Genomic DNA, 17815 nt, shown 5'->3' with positions numbered 1-17815 from the left:
AGATTTTCAGGTATTGATGGAACACCGAGAACAAGGTAATCAAAAAGACAGTTTCAAATCCACAAGATGTTAGGATTTGAAACTGTCTTTTACTTTCTCTACAACCAATGTAACTCACGCAAACAAAATTAACATTAGTTTGTACTTAACGTTTTTGTTGCAGCCTTTTCCAAACTCGCTTTAAATTCTAAATCGGATGCTTGTTTTACCTTTTTAATAAATAAGGATAGAAGTAATCCGATGACGCCAATCCCAATAATAACAAGGTATGCATCATTAATGCCCTGTATGGTGGCTTCTTTAATAACCTGTGCTTGATTCAAGCCTTTAGATGCTGCTGAAGGAATCATATCCTGCAGATGTGTTTTTGTCCGGTCAGACATAACAGTAACGAGAAGCGAAGTCCCGACAGCTCCTGCCACTTGTCGAACGGTATTACTTATAGCCGTTCCATGAGCATTTAATTGCTGGGGCAGTTGGTTCAAACCAGCGGTCTGTAAAGGCATCATCATCAAGGCCATTCCAATTCGGCGCCCCGTTGACATAAGAACCAAATACAGATAACTTGTCGTGTCCGTCAAGTTGGTAAAGCCCATTGTCGTGGCAATGGTAATAATCATTCCTATAACAGTTAGCCATTTTGCACCAAAGCGATCGAACAGCTTACCTGTAACCGGCATAAGGAATCCCATGATTAGCGCTCCTGGAAGTAGAAGCAGACCGGACTCAATTGCTGTATAACCGCGGACGTTCTGTAGGTAAAGTGGAAGTAGCATCATATCTGCATACATAACCATAGTAACCGCAATATTAATAATCGTTGTTAAGGAAAACATATTGTACTTGAACGCACGTAAGTCAAGCAGTGGATTCTGCGATTTCAACTGTTTCCATGAAAAGAGTCCAAGGGCTATGATACCAACAGCTATTGTACTAAGTACCTCAATGTCTGACCATCCAAGGCTCCCAGCTCGGCTGAAACCATATATCAAGGCACCAAAACCAATGGTGGAGAGTACGACACTTAGGATATCAAGTTTTGTTTTGATTGGCTCAGATAAATTTCGGAGATAAATAAATCCGAGACCAATAACGATGACAGCAAATGGAATCATCCCGTAAAACATGGTTTCCCATTTGTAGTGTTCAATAATATAGCCAGCAATAGTCGGTCCGATGGCTGGTGCAAATATGATGGCAAGCCCGACCATGCCCATGGCTGCTCCTCTTTTTTCAGGAGGAAAAATGGTAAGAATGACGTTCGTAAGCAACGGCATAATGATTCCTGCTCCAGCCGCCTGTATCATGCGTCCGGTCAATAGTAAAGGAAAGCCAGTTGCTAATGCTGAAACAATGGTTCCTGCTAAAAATACGAACATGGAAGCTTGAAAGAGTTGACGTGTGGAAAACCGCTGCATTAAGTAGGCCGTTATGGGAATCAAGACACCATTTATGAGCATGTAACCCGTAGTTAACCACTGGGCAGTTGCTGCTGTTATTTTGAATTCAACCATTAACTCTGGAGTAGCCACGCTCATGAGTGTTTGGTTTAAGGTTGCAAGGAAAGCCCCTAATATCATAATAAACATTATAGGTCCTTTTTTTAACGAATTTGTGACGATTTTTGGATGACTATTCAATATTCCCCTATCCCTTCTGAAATCATCATAGACTTTTTTTACAATGTGTTTAATAATTAACATTGTATAAATTACTTTATAATGAGATGGTTGATCTGACAACAGACAATTTCTTACGATGTGTAATTTAGTTATCATTTATTTCATTTTTGTTGTGTAAGTCATAAATAATAGACAGAACTTAAATTATTGTAAATTTCCATTCAGTAGGAAAGGTGATTAGAGATGGCAGACCAAGAAAATCCACGAATAGATCCTCGTATCCTTCGCACACGTCAATTAATTAAGGAAGCATTAATAGATTTACTACAAGAGGTCGATATCAATAAAATAACGGTTAATCGGATTGCTGAACGCGCAACCATTAACCGTGTGACGTTTTACCTTCATTATAAAGATATTCCGGACATGCTGGAGAAAATGGCACAGGAAATGGCTGAGGATATTGAATCGATAATGGGGAGTACAACATATGACCAAAATTCTGATAAAAACATCGATTTTGTCAAGCTAGAAACCCTGCTTGAGTATATTGCAGAGAATGACAAATTTTACAAGGTAGTTCTTAATTCCAGACGATCCCCCATCTTTACAGAGCGCTTGTTAACTATTCTCACGAAAGCAATAACTGAGAAAACGGCTAACAACAAATTGGAGACTAGTAATAACATTCCAAGGGATATTGCTATCTGGTACGGTTCATCAGCTTTAATAGGTACGATTGTAGCTTGGCTGCGTAACGATATGCCTTATACACCGCAATTTCTGGCTAAGCAGTTGTCTAGACTTTTTCGACTGGGTAAGGAGTAAACTATAGGTAAATGCCTTATATTTATTTAAAAGCATGGCTATGTCTTTTCGTAAACATAGCCATGCTTTTTTTATTTCATTCTTAAAACCGCTTTAGTTTTAGCTCTGATCTAAGCTAGACAATACGCCTTTCTTCGTATATATTCCCCGTTAAAAAACAATCATATCCACAAAAACAGTAATTCAAGCACATCTTCTTGTTCCGCAAAGAAAACTCGGCTTGGTTTGATCCAACCCCCTTTTCTCTGACCGTCTCTCTCCATAAATTTTGTGCAACTCTCCTTCGGTATATTAAAAAAATTATTTGATGGGAATATTATTAAACAGGACTTTTAAAAAAGGGGTTAGAGAATGAGAAAAGAAATATTTATGGTGACGATGGGAACACTAACAGCAATAGGTCTTGCAGGTTGTGGAGATTCACCAAACAGAAGTATGAACGAGATACAAACACAAAAAATCAGTTATTCCCAACGCTCCTTAACTGCGCCCTTTTCAGACTTGCTTTATGGATTTTCTGCCATTGAGAAGTATGTCGCAAAAGGAGATTATGATAACGCCACAACTCTTTCACGAAACCTTTACGATGAATTTCACGACGCTATTTTGCCTCCATTAACAGTGAAAAAAGGCAAAACCTATGCAGACAATGTGGACAGAAAATTTGATGAGCTAACGGAGGCCATTTCCAACAAGAATCAATCCAAAATTCCAAATCTCATTAAGGAAAATCGGAAAAACCTCAAAACAATTGCTCCCATTTTGGGTGTTTCCGTCATTTCAACACAATAATCTTAATTTGTAATGGAGGCAATTATATGCGAAGATTAACCCTTAAATTGACAATCGTAGAAGTAGCCATCGGAATTCTGTTTTTGCTTTATGAATTTCTCACTGGACACCCATGGACAGTCGATGGAGTTCCATGGACAATGGATGAAAATTTCCACTTTAACATCGCACTTGGCTTTTTTGTTGGTGCGGGATTCACTTTTATTATGGGTGCCATTTTTGGCTCGACCCAAAGCAGAGATCGTTCTTACAAACCTAAAAATAATACCTGAAGGACACCTCTCCTTTACTTACCGATAACAGCCATTGGAAGCTGGTTTCTTTAACTATCGCAGAGTAGAAAGGTGGTAAAAATGGATCCGTATTATTATTATACCGTTACCTATGTCGGATTATTTGCTGCAGCATTAGGCATCTCCTCCTTTATGTTTTATCGGTTGATGAATGAATAATACACATTCCTATAAAAGCACAAGGGGCTTGGCTTCTTGCGCTAGCCAGTTCTCGAAGTCGAAAACTTTCATAAACCACAAAAAATGACTATCCCGTAAGATAGTCATTTTTTTCATGCAGGTTATTCTTTCATAGATTTCGTAAACATAACGGTAATGAAAATAAGTGTCAGAGCAAACAAACCACAAATGATATAAAGCCCGTAACTATCCATCTTTTCACTCCTATCTTCCATGCTTTGTATCCCATTTCTGCATCGCACAGCGTATTCCTTTCCTTCACCACGCGCTAAAGCTCTTTCCTGTCATTATTGAACAACATAATTAAATGACATCACCCACATAGATCCAATTACAATGGTCAAAACGAAAATTATCCCTAAAACGAGTGCGGCTGCATTGTATCTTGGTGCTTCACCATCACGAATATGCATGAAGAAGAAAAGCTGGATGACAAATTGTAAAACAGCTGCAATCAAAATACTGACCATAAGCGCTGTTTTCCCCATCAAATGGTTTAATACGAGAAAAAGTGGGATGATCGTCAAAATAATTGATAAAAGAAAACCGATAACGTACGCTTTCATTGATCCGGTATGTTCAGCGTGTTCATGAGCGGACAATTACATCACCCCCATTAAATAAACAACGGTAAAGATGAAAATCCAAACAGCATCCAAAAAATGCCAATATAAACTAATGATTGAAATTTTCCGCGTCGTAACAGGTGTAATCCCTCTTTTTGCAATCTGAATCAGCAGCCCAATCATCCATAGAATCCCAAACGAGACGTGCACTCCATGGGTTCCTACAAGAGAGAAGAAGGATGTAAGGAACGCACTTTTGGTAAGGCTAGCTCCTCCTGCGACCATACTTACAAATTCATTGATCTCAAGGGCTACGAACGTTGCCCCTAAGACTGCGGTTACAATCAGCCAGCCAATTAAAGCCTTTTTCTTACCTTTATGCATGGCTAAGACCGCAATACCGCTAGTAAAGGAACTGACTAACAAGATGAAAGTTTCAGCAATAAAGCCGGGAATATCAAAATCCTTTGCTGTAAAACCGCCATTTGTATGGGAATGTAAAACAGCGTAAGCAGCGAAAAATGTAGCGAATAAGAGACAGTCGGTTACAAGAAAAATCCAAAATCCTAAAACCTTTAATTCCTCCTGGTCTGCATGGCCATGGTCGGTACCATGGCCTGACATATGAGCAGTCACGCTCTGTGACATATAACTACCTCCCAAAAGTTTCTCCAGTTGGAACATCGACGGAATGGTTGTGACTCCTTAACGCTTTTTCCGTTTGTTCAATCTCTTCCACTGGAATGTAATAATCCGTATCATATTGGAATGAACGGGCATATAAAGTTGCTGCGACACCGATTAATCCGATGATTCCCATCCACATCCATTCGAACGTAAAGCCAAATCCGGCAATAAAGAAGAAGCACGACATGATAAAAGGAATACCGGAATTTTTCGGCATATGAATGGGTTCATATTTCGGTTTTTCTTCTTTGTATCCTTCCTGCCGCATTTCTTCTTTTTTGTACCACCAGGCATCTACTCCCCTTACTTCAGGGATGATGGCAAAGTTATAAGCAGGAGCCGGTGACGGAATCGACCATTCCAATGTCCGACCGTCCCAGGCATCTCCGGTTACATCACGTTTACCATATTTAACGCTGTATAGAATTTGCCAAACTTGAATGACGAAGGCAATCCCCATCAGGAATGCGCCAATCGAAGAGATGAAGTTGAGGGGAGCCCAGCCCATATCCCAACCGGCAGATTGGTTATACGTATAAATCCTGCGCGTCATCCCCATAAAGCCAAGAGCATATTGCGGCATGAAGCATACATAGAAACCTATTTGCCACAACCAGAAACCCCATTTTCCTAGCGTTTCATTTAATTCAAATCCAAATATTTTTGGGAACCAATAGTACATGCCTGCCAGGTAACCGAACACAACCCCACCGATTAACACTTGGTGGAAGTGGGCAATCAAAAAGTAACTATTGTGATATTGATAGTCTGCAGGTGCTGCCGCCAGCATGACCCCCGTCGCACCGCCGACAAGAAAACAGGGTACAAACGCAAACATCCAAAGCATCGGCTGAGAAAATTGGACTCGGCCGCGGTACATAGTAAATAGCCAGTTGAATATTTTTACCCCCGTTGGAATCGCGATAATCATCGTACATATAGCAAAGACGATGTTCACGTCTACTCCGGCTCCCATCGTAAAGAAGTGATGAACCCATGTATAGTAAGAAACAATAGCGATTGCAATCATGGAATAAACCATGGAACTGTAGCCAAAGGTACGTTTTTTAGAGAATGTGGCAACAATTTCGGAGTATACCCCGAAAGCAGGCAGGACAACGATATACACCTCAGGATGACCCCACATCCAAATCAAGTTGACATACATCATCGGGTTACCGCCGGCCGTCATCGTAAAGAAATGCCCGCCAAGTAAACGGTCAATCGTTAACATGGCTAATGTGACAGTAAGAATCGGGAATACACCTAAAACGGCAATTGAGGAAGCTAACACGGACCATGTAAATAAAGGCATATCCCTTAGCCGCATTGTGGGAGCCCGCATTTTTAAAATGGTGACGACAAAGTTAATTCCTGTGGCCAGACTTCCGATACCGGAAATTTGAATTCCCCATATCCAGAAGTTTTGCCCGGGACCCGGACTAAACATGGTTTCCGATAAAGGCGGATACGATAACCAGCCTGAACTTGCTGAACCGCCAATCACAAACGAGATATTAAAGAGCATGGCGCCAATAAAGAACAGCCAAAAGCTGACAGCATTTAAAAAGGGATAAGCGACGTCGCGGGCACCAATTTGCAATGGAACGACGATATTAAATAAAGCAAACATAAATGGCATGGCCATAAATAAAATCATGATTGTCCCATGTGTTGTGAATATTTCATTATAGTGGTCAGAGGCTAAAAATTTACTATCCGGCACAGCCAGCTGAATCCGCATTAAAATGGCATCCACGCCGCCGCGGAAGAGCATTAGCAGCGCAGATAAAAGATACATAATCCCGATTTTTTTATGGTCAACCGTTGTGATCCATTCCCTCCAAAGCCAGCCCCATTTTTTAAAATAGGTAAGCGAGAAGATAATCGCTACGATAGCCAAAATGATGGAGACATCCGCACCGTAAATCATCGGATCGCCGGTCACAAAAAAATGCGATGTATTCATGGAAATCTTTCCTCCTGTTTACTATTTCTTTGGCATGATCGTGTCTTCACCGTAATTGTGAATATGATGATGAAGGGTTCCGCCATTTTTGTTCACGATGTTTTCGTATAATTTGTTCGGATAGGAAGAATAACTTAATTCTTTCACATTGCCTGGTTGGGACAATTCCTGATACCCAGCGTTTGTAAGAACAGGAGAATTTTTTTTCAAACCGGCTGCCCATGTATTAAAATCCGCTTGACTTACAGCTTTGACCCTAAACTGCATATGAGCAAATCCTGTTCCGGTAAAATTGGCCCCGGTTCCGAAATATTCCCCTATTTTGTTTGCCTGAAGCCACAATCCCATTGACATGCCAGGCATCGTATATTCTTGTCCTCCAAGCTGCGGTACCCAGAATGAATTCATTGGCGCATCGGAGGTTAAAACAAATTGAACCGGAACCCCAGCAGGAATGACCGCATAATTGACAGTCGCAACCTTTTTATCAGGGTAGGTGAACAGCCATTTCCAATCCAATGATGTGACTTGGACAACAATCGGTTTCACATCTGTAACAGGGGGTTTCGATACTTTAATGGCTGTTTTAGCTGTGTAAATCCCAAGAATAGCCACAATCACAACAGGAATTCCCCACCATACGATTTCCAAGACTTTACTGTCAGCCCATTCAGGTTGATAAGGTGCAGTGTTTCCAGGCCTATCTTTATAACGAATAATGATGTAAACAAAGATTACCATGACTGGAATAATTACAATTGCACATAAAATGACAGAGATTACAATCAAGTCTAACTCTGTTTGGCCGACGGGTCCTTTTGGGTCAAGAACAATGAATTTACTTTTGTCACAACCAGCCAGAAGCAATGTGCCCAACAAACCCAAGATCGAATATTGACTCCATGTTCTCACTTTCATTTCCCCTTCGATTTTGTTGTGGTATTTAACTTAAACACTTTGTGAATAGTTAATAGAGTACCCAACTCTGATTGCATAATTCCAAAACATGGTTTCGGGTTAAAATAGTGACAAAATGTCCACCCTTCCCCACATCATTCGAATGGATAAAAGGAATCAACACCATTTCCATAAGAAAAAGCCCTATCCGATTATTGTCAGATAGGGCTTTTTCTTTTATGACACTTCAAATAGTGAAAGTTATAACTTAAGTTGATCCATGTCTTCTGGATGATCATTATGTTCAAGGGTCTTTTTTAAACGTTTTATTCGTTTTTGAGATTGTATAAAACTAATGAAGCAAAGAATCGACATAGGGGCACAGTACCAAACAAAGACAAATCCTCCATTGTAATAAAAAGGAATATAGGCAATGGATACCCCAAATAATACAATCGATAACATTAAATAAATACCAATGCAGCGATGATAAAAGGTATAGTGAGTAAAGGTTGTGATTCCATTTTTCATGAATTCATGTAAATTTTTATCGGTTTGATAAAACAGAAATAAAGAGATAAGCAGTAAAAATGCATAGATAGGAAGGGAATAAAGATAAAGGGAAACGCCTAATATACAGAAGTAGAAACTCAAAAAGAAGACAACCCCTGAAAAAAATAAGGGCATTAGAAATTTATATACGTTTTCATCAAATGGTTTCACACCATTCCCCCTCGAATTCTTAATTAAACCATTTTCTGCAGCACGAACTAAAAAACGAAATGTAAGTCCCCCTTTTTATGTCGATCTTTATTGATAATCCATATGCGGAAAAAATCCTTTTCATTCCCCAATTGTACAAGCAGTTGGTTAGCTCATTCACTCACATTTTTCATTTGGGACAAATCAATAGTTTTTTTAAAAATGCATCCTTCATCCTCTACGGCATCTGAAGCAACTAACCTCCAATTACTTTAAGAACAAATTTTCACAAGCTCGAATTTATATTCGATTAAGTTGCTAAATTTTACTGATAGCTCAATTTAAACCAAATATTTTGTAATTTGATAAATTTATTGTTGTCTATCAATATACCACGTGCCAAAAGAAGGAAACCTAATTTTGAAAAAATTGCCTATTCCATGCTTATTTTGCATGCTTTTCTTTAGAAGCAGAGACTTTTCTTTGCAGAAACGGCTCCATTCTACACATTCATTAATGTTTAGCTAGATGGGCATGTGGTGGTACCCCAATGAAAGAAAAAACAAGCATCAAAAAAAAGTGCTTGTTTTAAGGAAAATATTTAATTGCTGTACTGATACTTTTTTCAGTTATACCTTCTACGTTGCATTTTATATCATTGGATATTTCCAAAGTTTGAATTTTCCTTTTATAAAATTCATGCCATAATAACTTACTGGTGCTGATTGCAAACCAATCATGATGGCTGAAGGAACGGTTACAACCTCCTCAGCAGGATTAATACCTACGAAACCAGCGATTAAACCTGTAGCTGCTCCGACTAATGTTCGCCGTTTACGGAACGTTCCATTCTATTAAAAGCCAACATAAGCCGCCAGCAGCTGATGTCACCTGAGTATTCGCAAAAGCAAGAGCTTGTTACGTCATTCTCACATAAAACACTGCCTGCATACCACCCAAGCCATAGTGCTGCAGCACCGATTAGAATAAAACAACATTATGCGGACTGTGTTTTTTCTTCAAATGTTCATACCTAGATCCTATAATTAGGGCTGACGTAAGAGCACTTACCCCAGAAATAGAATCCATCTCCAAACCTTTTACGGGTTATTTCCAATGCTTGAATAGGACTTTTATTAGGTAAATAACCATAAGAGTCCTTAATTTTGACTTTTATTTTATCTTTGCACTAGAACATGTCCAATCATGATTTTCTATAAAATGTACGAATGCCTTAACGACATTCCATTCTAAGGATTCCTTATGATAATACATCCACGTTCTTCGCAATATAGGCTTTCCTTCTTGATCCGTTAATTGGACTTTGGATAAGTCTTCTATCCCGCTAAGTACCCTGCTGGAAAGGATACCATATCCTAAACCATTTATAACCATTTCCCTACACGTATCAACTTGGTCGACTTCTATACTGATAAAAGGCGCTTGCGCATAATTTTCAGCCCACCAATGATCAATTACTGATTTTAATAAGTAATCCCCTCTATATTCAATTCTAGGGAGACGGGGAAGATCCATAATTTCAAACTCATCCTTTGAAGCAACGCAAATGGTTTCTTCAAATAATTGATGTTTCGATAATCCCCTCCATCCATAGTCTCCCCGAACAAAACTGATATGAACATCCTTACTGTGTATAAGTTGGGTTACGTCTCTGCTCCATCCCGTAATCACCTTGAACTCCACATGGGGATATTGCCTTTTAAATAGTTTCAAAATATGAGGAAGTTCATAATTCGCGAAAAAATTGGATACCCCCAATCTCAACGTACCTACCACTTTATTACTTTCGCTATTACTCATATTTTGAGCATTTTCTTTTATTTTTTGATAATGAGCAAGGGCCTCCTCAGCACTTTGGACAAGATATTCTCCTTGTGGGGTAAAATGCACTCCACGCCTTTCACGGGTTACGATTTTAACACCAAGTTCTTCCTCCATATGCTTTAACCGACTAGTTAAAGCTGGTTGAGTAATAAATAATAATCGAGCTGTTTTTGTAAGATTTTTTTGATTATAAAGTTCCTTCAGTATTTCCCAATCACGGTAATCCATTGTCCCACCTAATAATCTGATATAAATATTTTTTATAAACTAATATAATTTTTTGAAATTTTATTTAAATTCATTATTGCATTATCCTAATCCTTAATCAATTGTTAATTACTTCTTTAAATCTCATAAATCATAAAAAACTCAATCATGGGGGTATTTTTAATGGGAGAACAGAAAATTCAGCCAAATCCATGGAAGAAATTTAATGGTCCAAACCTTGGCTATGTGATAGGACAATATGAACTATATATTAACGGGTTAGATACCGTTGATTCAGAATTAAAAGAGCTGTTTATTAAATATGGATCACCGTCTCTTGAAACAAGTCAAATGAAAGAGAACGTCGAACATGAATCTGTTGTTCCTAGTAAATCAGCGAGTATAGAGAAAGTTATGAAAGTTGTAAAACTACTAGAAGACATTCGTTCACATGGACATCTAGTAGCAAACATCAACCCATTAGAGGTGAATGAACAAAATCATAATTTATTTAATCCAGAAAAATATGGGCTAAGTGACCATGATTTGAAAGAGATTCCTGCTAAGCTTGTTTGGGAAGAGGCACCTGAAGGCGTTCAAACCGCATGGGATGCTATAACCCAACTAAAAAATATTTATACATCTTCACTAGCCTACGAATTTAACCATGTTGATCATATGGACGAAAAAGCATGGTTAACTCAGATAGTAGAAACAGGTCCCTTGCATCGCTCCTTATCTAAAAAAGAACAAACAAACCTGTTAAAAAGTTTGACAGAGGTCGAAGGATTTGAACAATTTTTACATAAAACCTTTGTCGGTCAAAAGAGGTTTTCTATTGAAGGTGTAGACATGCTTGTACCTATGTTGAATGAAGTGGTGTACGAAGGTGTAGGCGATGAAGCCCGCAATGTCTTGATTGGAATGGCGCATCGCGGTCGCTTAAGTGTCCTGACTCATGTGTTAAACAAACCATACAACAAGATTTTCTCAGAGTTCCAGCACTCGTCTGCCAAACAACAGGGACCGTCGGAAGATTTAGTCGACATTAGTGAGGGTTGGACAGGAGATGTGAAATACCATTTAGGCCGTAATCGATTTGTGGAGGGTTCCGGTAATGTTCGCACACGTATCACCTTAGCAAATAATCCAAGTCATCTTGAATTTGTCGACCCGGTTGTAGAAGGGTTTACAAGAGCAGCACAAGAAGAACGACAAAAAGCAGGATATCCTAAGCGGGATGTTAAGAAAGCGCTCGCGATACTAGTACATGGTGATGCTGCCTTTCCGGGCCAGGGCATTGTAGCAGAAACCCTGAATTTAGGTGGATTAAAAGGATATCGAACCGGAGGAACCATTCATATCATTGCGAACAACATGGTCGGATTTACGACAGATAGTCATGATTCTCGTTTTACGAGATACGCGAGTGACTTGGCAAAAGGCTTTGAAATCCCGATTGTGCATGTAAATGCTGATGATCCGGAAGCTTGTCTGGCAGCTGTTCGTCTTGCATATAAATACCGTGCTCGATTCCAAAAGGATTTTTTGATTGATTTAGTCGGATACCGACGTTTTGGCCACAATGAAATGGACGATCCAGCGGTCACCCAGCCGCAGGTGTACAAAAAAATCGCGAGCCATCCAACGGTAAGAGCATTGTATTCCGAACAGTTGCGAATTAAAGGCATTCTCGATCAAAAAGAGGTCGAAGAAATCAATCACACCGTGCAAGAAATGCTTCAAGCCGAGTATGACAAAGCGTCAAAGAGGAAGCAAGATGAGCCATCTGCTGATGTAGAGGTTCCGGGAGTTATCGCTAAAGGAATTCCACTATTAGAGACAGGTGTGTTGCTTGATACCCTTCGTGAATTAAATACGGAATTGCTGAAATGGCCGGAAGGTTTTCAAGTTTATCCAAAATTGAAGCGGATACTGGAGCGCCGTGAAACAGCACTTAATGAAAACGGGAAAGTAGATTGGGCGGTTGCAGAAGCGCTGGCATTCGCGACAATGTTAACGGAAGGCACACCCATCCGTCTAACGGGACAAGATTCTGAACGTGGAACGTACGCTCATCGTCACATTGTTTTGCATGACATTGAAACAAACAGAACTTATTCACCCTTGCAACATCTGACACAAGCACGAGCTTCGTTTGCAGTTCATAATAGCCCGCTGTCAGAAGCGGCTGTCGTAGGTTTTGAATATGGCTATAACGTATTCGCCCCTGAAACACTTGTAATATGGGAAGCACAATACGGTGACTTTGCTAACACAGCACAGCCTCTCTTTGATCAATTTGTTTCATCAGCAAGAGCAAAATGGGGGCAAAAATCAGGGCTTATCCTTTTGTTGCCTCACGGTTATGAAGGCCAAGGGCCCGAGCACTCTAGTGCCCGTCTTGAACGCTTTTTACAGTTAGCAGCAGAAAACAACTGGACGGTAGCAAACTTGACAAGTGCTAGCCAATACTTTCATATTTTGCGCCGTCAGGCATCCATCTTAGGAACAGAGTTTGTTCGACCATTAGTCATTATGACTCCAAAAAGTCTGCTTCGTCACCCGCTGGTCGCTTCTCCTGGTACTGATTTAAGCAAAGGCAGTTTCCAAACGGTTGTGGAACAGTCTCAACTCGGAAAAAGGACAGAAAAAGTAAAGCGATTAGTGTTAACTACAGGAAAGATGGCTATCGATCTAGCTGTAGAAATTGACTCACGTAAAGAAAATCGAAACTTGGACGAGTTACACATCGTTCGCATCGAACAATTGTATCCATTTCCGAAGGAAAAAGTAGAAGAAATCATAAAGCGTTATCCGAACTTGCAGGAAATCATTTGGGTACAGGAAGAACCAAAGAATATGGGAGCTTGGCATTATATTGCCCCTACCCTTTTTGACCTTACTTCCGGCAGACTGAAATTCGGTTACATTGGACGGCCGGAACGTTCAAGTACTGCAGTCGGTGATTCAATCGTTCATAGGAAGGAACAAGATCTCATTATCCAACAAGCTTTGAACTATCAGAGTCTAGTAGATACAAAGAAACAAGAAAAAGAGTTAATTAGAAGCTAACAATCATTATCAGCTAGATACCAAAGTTAAAATACTAATTTAATAAGAGACTTAACCTAAAACATAGGAGGATATGAAACATGATTGAAATTAAAGTACCAGAGTTGGCAGAATCCATTTCAGAAGGAACTATTTCACAATGGCTTATTAATCTTGGTGATAAAGTCAACAAAGGAGACAGTTTAGTAGAGCTGGAAACAGACAAAGTTAATATAGAATTAAACGCTGAAAACTCCGGTATAGTTACAAAAGTATTAAAGGAACCTGGCGATACGGTAGAAGTAGGCGATGTAATTGCTATTATCGAAGAGAATATAGCGGAGGGAGCCATTCCACCAGTTCTAACAGCTGCTCCTGAAAAACCGGTAGAAGAAACTTTAAATCAACAAAACGCCCAGCCAGAGAAAGATCTACCGAAAGCCACAAGGCCGATTGCTTCACCGGCTGCAAGAAAATTGGCAAGAGAACTTGGAATCGATTTAAACCAAGTAAGCAGTAATGACCCGCTAGGAAGAATTAGGCCAGATGATGTAAAAGCCTATTCGCATACACCTAAGGTAAAGGAAGAGCCAAAATTGGAAAAAGCAAGTCCAAAACCCACTGTACAAAAAATTGATGAAGAGTTTGATAAACCAGTAGAACGAGTAAAAATGTCCCGCCGGCGTCAAACCATCGCTAAACGCCTTGTAGAAGTCCAACATACTGCAGCGATGTTGACAACATTTAACGAAGTTGACATGTCCGCTATTATGGATTTACGCAATAAGCGGAAAGATGCCTTTTTCAATAAACATGGTGTTCGCCTTGGATTTATGTCGTTCTTTACAAAAGCCGTGGTCTCAGCTTTAAAGCAATTCCCACTTTTAAATGCCGAAATTCAAGGCGATGAATTAATTATCAAGAAGTTTTACGATATCGGAATTGCAGTTGCAGCGCCAGAAGGTTTGGTCGTTCCAGTTGTACGCAATGCGAGCCAGAAAAATTTTGCCGAAATCGAACAAGAAATTGGTAATCTTGGTACAAAAGCTCGTGAAAACGCCCTTACTTTAAATGATTTACAAGGTGGAACATTTACGATTACTAACGGTGGGGTTTTTGGCTCTTTAATGTCCACACCGATTTTGAATAGCCCACAAGTAGGAATTCTCGGCATGCATAAGATCCAAACAAGGCCAGTAGCAATTGATAGTGAACGAATTGAAAACCGTCCAATGATGTATGTTGCCCTATCTTACGATCATCGAATTGTGGATGGGAAAGAAGCTGTAGGCTTCCTGGCTATGGTAAAAGAGTTGTTGGAAGATCCAGAATCCTTATTATTAGAAAGCTGAACTTTAATCAAGGATTTTTAGAAGCTTCTCAGTAGGGATTCTCCTCCTGGGGAGCTAAAAAATTCCTCAAAGAAATGCACTCTTATCCCTATTAACGATTTAATAGTGATGGTAATAACTCTTTAATGATAAAAAAATAAAACGCCAATAGTTTGATATATTTCGGGGGATTTGTCAATGGAAGCTAAATATTGTAAAGAATCAAGAGTAATACGAACAAGTCGTGTATTCCCTAACGATGTAAATAATCACAATACATTATTTGGTGGCCGGTTAATGAGTGATTTAGACCAAATTGCCTCCATTTCCGCGGCGCGCCACAGTCGAAGAGAATGTGTAACGGCTTCAACGGATTCAGTCGATTTTTTACATCCAGTTCGAACAACAGATTCCGTCTGTTTTGAATCTTATGTGACATGGACAGGCACCTCATCAATGGAAGTATTTGTGAAAATTATAGCGGAAGACTTAAAAAGCGGTAAGCGTAAAATCGCAGCAACTGCCCTCTTAACATTTGTCGCGCTTGATGAGCATAAACGCCCAGCGCGTGTTCCGGAAGTCATTCCTGAAACAGAAGAAGAAATAAAATTACATGAAACCGCCCCCGAGCGGGCAAGAGTACGTAAAGAGAGAAAGCAGAAAAGTAAAGAATTAGCAGCGTTTTTAACAATGCATCAGCACTAGTACTGACACATCATATGATCGATATGATTAAGTTTTTAGAAATCTATCATGTTCTGACAATTTTGATGGCAATAAAAAAGTGTAGGCCTTCTTCTTATTTCTATAACCAAAAAACTTAAACAAAAGGAGAAACATTGTATGTCAACTTTACGTGAAGAAGCATTAAAGATGCACAGAGAAAAACGAGGAAAGCTTGGTGTTTACTCTAAAGTCACAGTAAGTGATGCAAACGATTTAAGTCTTGCTTATTCACCAGGTGTTGCAGAGCCCTGCTTAGACATACATGAAGACGAAAGCAAAGTATTTGATTACACAATGAAGGGGAATCTCGTTGCAGTTGTTTCGAACGGAACAGCCGTTTTGGGTCTTGGAAATATTGGCCCGAAAGCCGCGATGCCGGTTATGGAAGGAAAAGCATTGTTATTCAAATCGTTTGCCGATGTAGATGCATTTCCAATTTGCCTTGATACGATGGACACCGATAAAATTGTTGAGGTCGTTAAACTATTAGAACCAACTTTTGGCGGAGTAAACTTGGAAGACATCGCAGCACCGCAATGCTTTGAGATCGAGGAACTATTACGAAAAACGTGCGATATTCCCATTTTTCATGATGACCAGCATGGAACAGCCATTGTAACCGCTGCAGGATTAATCAATGCTCTTAAACTCGTTGGCAAAGACATTGAAGATATACGTGTTGTAATAAACGGTGCCGGTGCGGCAGGTGTAGCTATTGTTAAGCTCTTGCTTCATATGGGGGTAAAGGATGTCATCTTATGTGATACAAAAGGGACTATATATGAAGGACGTACTTTCGGAATGAATCTATTCAAAGAAGAAATGGCCCGCATCACTAATAAAGAACGAAAACAAGGGACACTAGCGGATGCTCTTCTGGGAGCGGATGTATTTATTGGCGTATCAGCTGCTGGTTCTGTGACGAAAGAAATGGTTCGTTCCATGAACCATGATCCAATTATTTTTGCCATGGCCAATCCAGTACCAGAAATCATGCCCGAGGATGCAAAAGAAGCCGGAGCACTAGTAGTTGGTACGGGGCGCTCTGATTTCCCAAATCAAGTCAATAACGTTTTGGCATTTCCCGGGATTTTCCGTGGTGCATTAGATGTTCAGGCAAGAGAAATCAATGAAGAAATGAAGTTGGCAGCCGTGTATGCAATTGCTGGATTAATTTCAGATGATGAAATTTATGCTGATTATGTAATTCCAGATCCATTTGACCGCCGGGTAGCTGCCCATGTAGCAGCAGCTGTTGCTAATGCTGCAATGGAAACGGGTGTTTCACAAAAAAATGTAAATGTTGAAGAGGTAAAAAAGCGTCTATTAACACTAGTTGAAGAAAAACAACCTGCTTTTTTATAAATCTATAAACCAAAGCTTACCTTATTCGCTGTGTTGATGAATACTAAGGTAAGCTTTATTTGTTTTTTCATGGTAACAACAGCAAAGATGAATCAATGTAATTATTTAGTTAATTTATTTTTGTTTTCAAAAATATACTGTAATTCATATAAGAAAAAGGCTTTGAAAAAGAAATAAAGGAAAAATTGGAAGTTATTTATACGGGCTAAGTGAGCAATTTTTATTTTTTCTAATAATGTTATATAAATAGTAGCGAAGTTACATTGGTTTTTTTTATTAACTGTCCACCAATTATTGTTAATTAACTTATCGGTGTTCTACTTCATACAATATTCAAAAAATGGAGTTGATCTACATGGCAAAATGGATAGATGTATCAACATCAAAACACCAACTAAAACTTTTTGATCGTCACAGGCTTTTAAAAACTTACCCAATTGCTGTTGGAAAAATATTGTCACCAACACCTACAGGAACATACACGATTATCAACAAGGATCCTAATCCTGGCGGACCATTTGGAGTACTTTGGATGGGATTATCAAGACCTCATTACGGTATACATGGAACAAATAATCCATCTTCTATAGGTAAGAATGTCTCGCATGGATGTATTAGAATGTTTAATCATGATGTTCTAGAATTATCATCTTTAGTTCCAATTGGTACGAGGGTTTTTATTCATAAATGACTCTAAAATTTTTACCCTTTTTACTTTCTAGTTTAGGTCAAGTGCAATAAAAAAGAGAGG

16 protein-coding genes are annotated in these 17815 nt (G+C 39.3%); 8 read left to right on the top strand and 8 right to left on the bottom strand.

Annotated features, from left to right (window positions below):
* Positions 1–134: 134 nt before the first annotated feature.
* Positions 135–1589: a DHA2 family efflux MFS transporter permease subunit gene (locus RCG21_RS09980; RefSeq protein WP_308913114.1), complete on the bottom strand. Its 1455-nt coding sequence runs from the start codon at positions 1587–1589 to the stop codon at positions 135–137.
* A 276-nt stretch (positions 1590–1865) separates the two neighbouring features.
* On the opposite strand from RCG21_RS09980, the gene RCG21_RS09975 reads away from it, so the two are divergent.
* The 3 genes from RCG21_RS09975 (at position 1866) to RCG21_RS09965 (ending at position 3514) form a co-directional block, all read left to right on the top strand.
* A complete protein-coding gene (locus tag RCG21_RS09975) occupies positions 1866–2450 on the top strand; it encodes a TetR/AcrR family transcriptional regulator (protein WP_308913113.1) in 585 nt (194 codons plus the stop codon).
* Positions 2451–2801: 351 nt separating this feature from the next.
* Positions 2802–3242: a hypothetical protein gene (locus RCG21_RS09970; protein WP_133332671.1), complete on the top strand. Its 441-nt coding sequence runs from the start codon at positions 2802–2804 to the stop codon at positions 3240–3242.
* A 26-nt stretch (positions 3243–3268) separates the two neighbouring features.
* Positions 3269–3514, top strand: coding sequence for a hypothetical protein (locus RCG21_RS09965; protein ID WP_026574613.1), 246 nt, complete (start codon positions 3269–3271; stop codon positions 3512–3514).
* A gap of 488 nt (positions 3515–4002) precedes the next feature.
* Here the strand turns inward: RCG21_RS09965 and RCG21_RS09960 are convergent, their stop codons facing one another.
* The 7 genes from RCG21_RS09960 to RCG21_RS09930 form a co-directional block, all read right to left on the bottom strand.
* Entirely contained in the window at positions 4003–4281 is a 279-nt protein-coding gene (locus RCG21_RS09960) for a cytochrome o ubiquinol oxidase subunit IV (RefSeq protein WP_133332777.1), read from the bottom strand.
* A gap of 36 nt (positions 4282–4317) precedes the next feature.
* Positions 4318–4929: a cytochrome o ubiquinol oxidase subunit III gene (cyoC, locus tag RCG21_RS09955; protein WP_133332672.1), complete on the bottom strand. Its 612-nt coding sequence runs from the start codon at positions 4927–4929 to the stop codon at positions 4318–4320.
* Positions 4930–4933: 4 nt separating this feature from the next.
* Positions 4934–6937, bottom strand: coding sequence for a cbb3-type cytochrome c oxidase subunit I (locus RCG21_RS09950; RefSeq protein WP_133332673.1), 2004 nt, complete (start codon positions 6935–6937; stop codon positions 4934–4936).
* A 21-nt stretch (positions 6938–6958) separates the two neighbouring features.
* A complete protein-coding gene (locus RCG21_RS09945; protein ID WP_235824686.1) occupies positions 6959–7849 on the bottom strand; it encodes a ubiquinol oxidase subunit II in 891 nt (296 codons plus the stop codon).
* 246 nt (positions 7850–8095) lie between these two features.
* Positions 8096–8557: a hypothetical protein gene (locus RCG21_RS09940; protein ID WP_133332675.1), complete on the bottom strand. Its 462-nt coding sequence runs from the start codon at positions 8555–8557 to the stop codon at positions 8096–8098.
* A gap of 629 nt (positions 8558–9186) precedes the next feature.
* Positions 9187–9318, bottom strand: a complete 132-nt coding sequence (locus RCG21_RS09935) for a hypothetical protein (RefSeq protein WP_235824696.1) — start codon at positions 9316–9318, stop codon at positions 9187–9189.
* Between the two features lie 391 nt (positions 9319–9709).
* Positions 9710–10609: a LysR family transcriptional regulator gene (locus RCG21_RS09930; RefSeq protein ID WP_133332676.1), complete on the bottom strand. Its 900-nt coding sequence runs from the start codon at positions 10607–10609 to the stop codon at positions 9710–9712.
* Positions 10610–10771: 162 nt separating this feature from the next.
* On the opposite strand from RCG21_RS09930, the gene RCG21_RS09925 reads away from it, so the two are divergent.
* The 5 genes from RCG21_RS09925 to RCG21_RS09905 all read left to right on the top strand — a co-directional run bounded on the left by RCG21_RS09925 (position 10772) and on the right by RCG21_RS09905 (position 17755).
* Positions 10772–13663, top strand: coding sequence for a 2-oxoglutarate dehydrogenase E1 component (locus RCG21_RS09925; protein ID WP_133332677.1), 2892 nt, complete (start codon positions 10772–10774; stop codon positions 13661–13663).
* Positions 13664–13743: 80 nt separating this feature from the next.
* Positions 13744–14994 (top strand): 2-oxoglutarate dehydrogenase complex dihydrolipoyllysine-residue succinyltransferase, encoded by a 1251-nt coding sequence (gene odhB / locus RCG21_RS09920; protein ID WP_308913112.1) that lies wholly within the window; start codon positions 13744–13746, stop codon positions 14992–14994.
* A gap of 177 nt (positions 14995–15171) precedes the next feature.
* On the top strand, positions 15172–15678 hold the full coding sequence (locus RCG21_RS09915) for an acyl-CoA thioesterase (protein WP_165976147.1): 507 nt from the start codon (positions 15172–15174) through the stop codon (positions 15676–15678).
* A gap of 138 nt (positions 15679–15816) precedes the next feature.
* On the top strand, positions 15817–17064 hold the full coding sequence (gene ystJ / locus RCG21_RS09910; RefSeq protein ID WP_133332680.1) for an NADP-dependent malic enzyme: 1248 nt from the start codon (positions 15817–15819) through the stop codon (positions 17062–17064).
* Between the two features lie 355 nt (positions 17065–17419).
* Positions 17420–17755, top strand: a complete 336-nt coding sequence (locus RCG21_RS09905) for a L,D-transpeptidase (protein WP_133332681.1) — start codon at positions 17420–17422, stop codon at positions 17753–17755.
* Positions 17756–17815 lie beyond the last annotated feature (60 nt).

The sequence above is a fragment of the Bacillus salipaludis genome (genome assembly GCF_030938565.1).
Taxonomy (GTDB): domain Bacteria; phylum Bacillota; class Bacilli; order Bacillales; family Cytobacillaceae; genus Neobacillus; species Neobacillus salipaludis_A.
Note: the sequence above shows the minus strand (reverse complement) of the source record. Positions and strands in the feature narration are given on the sequence as shown.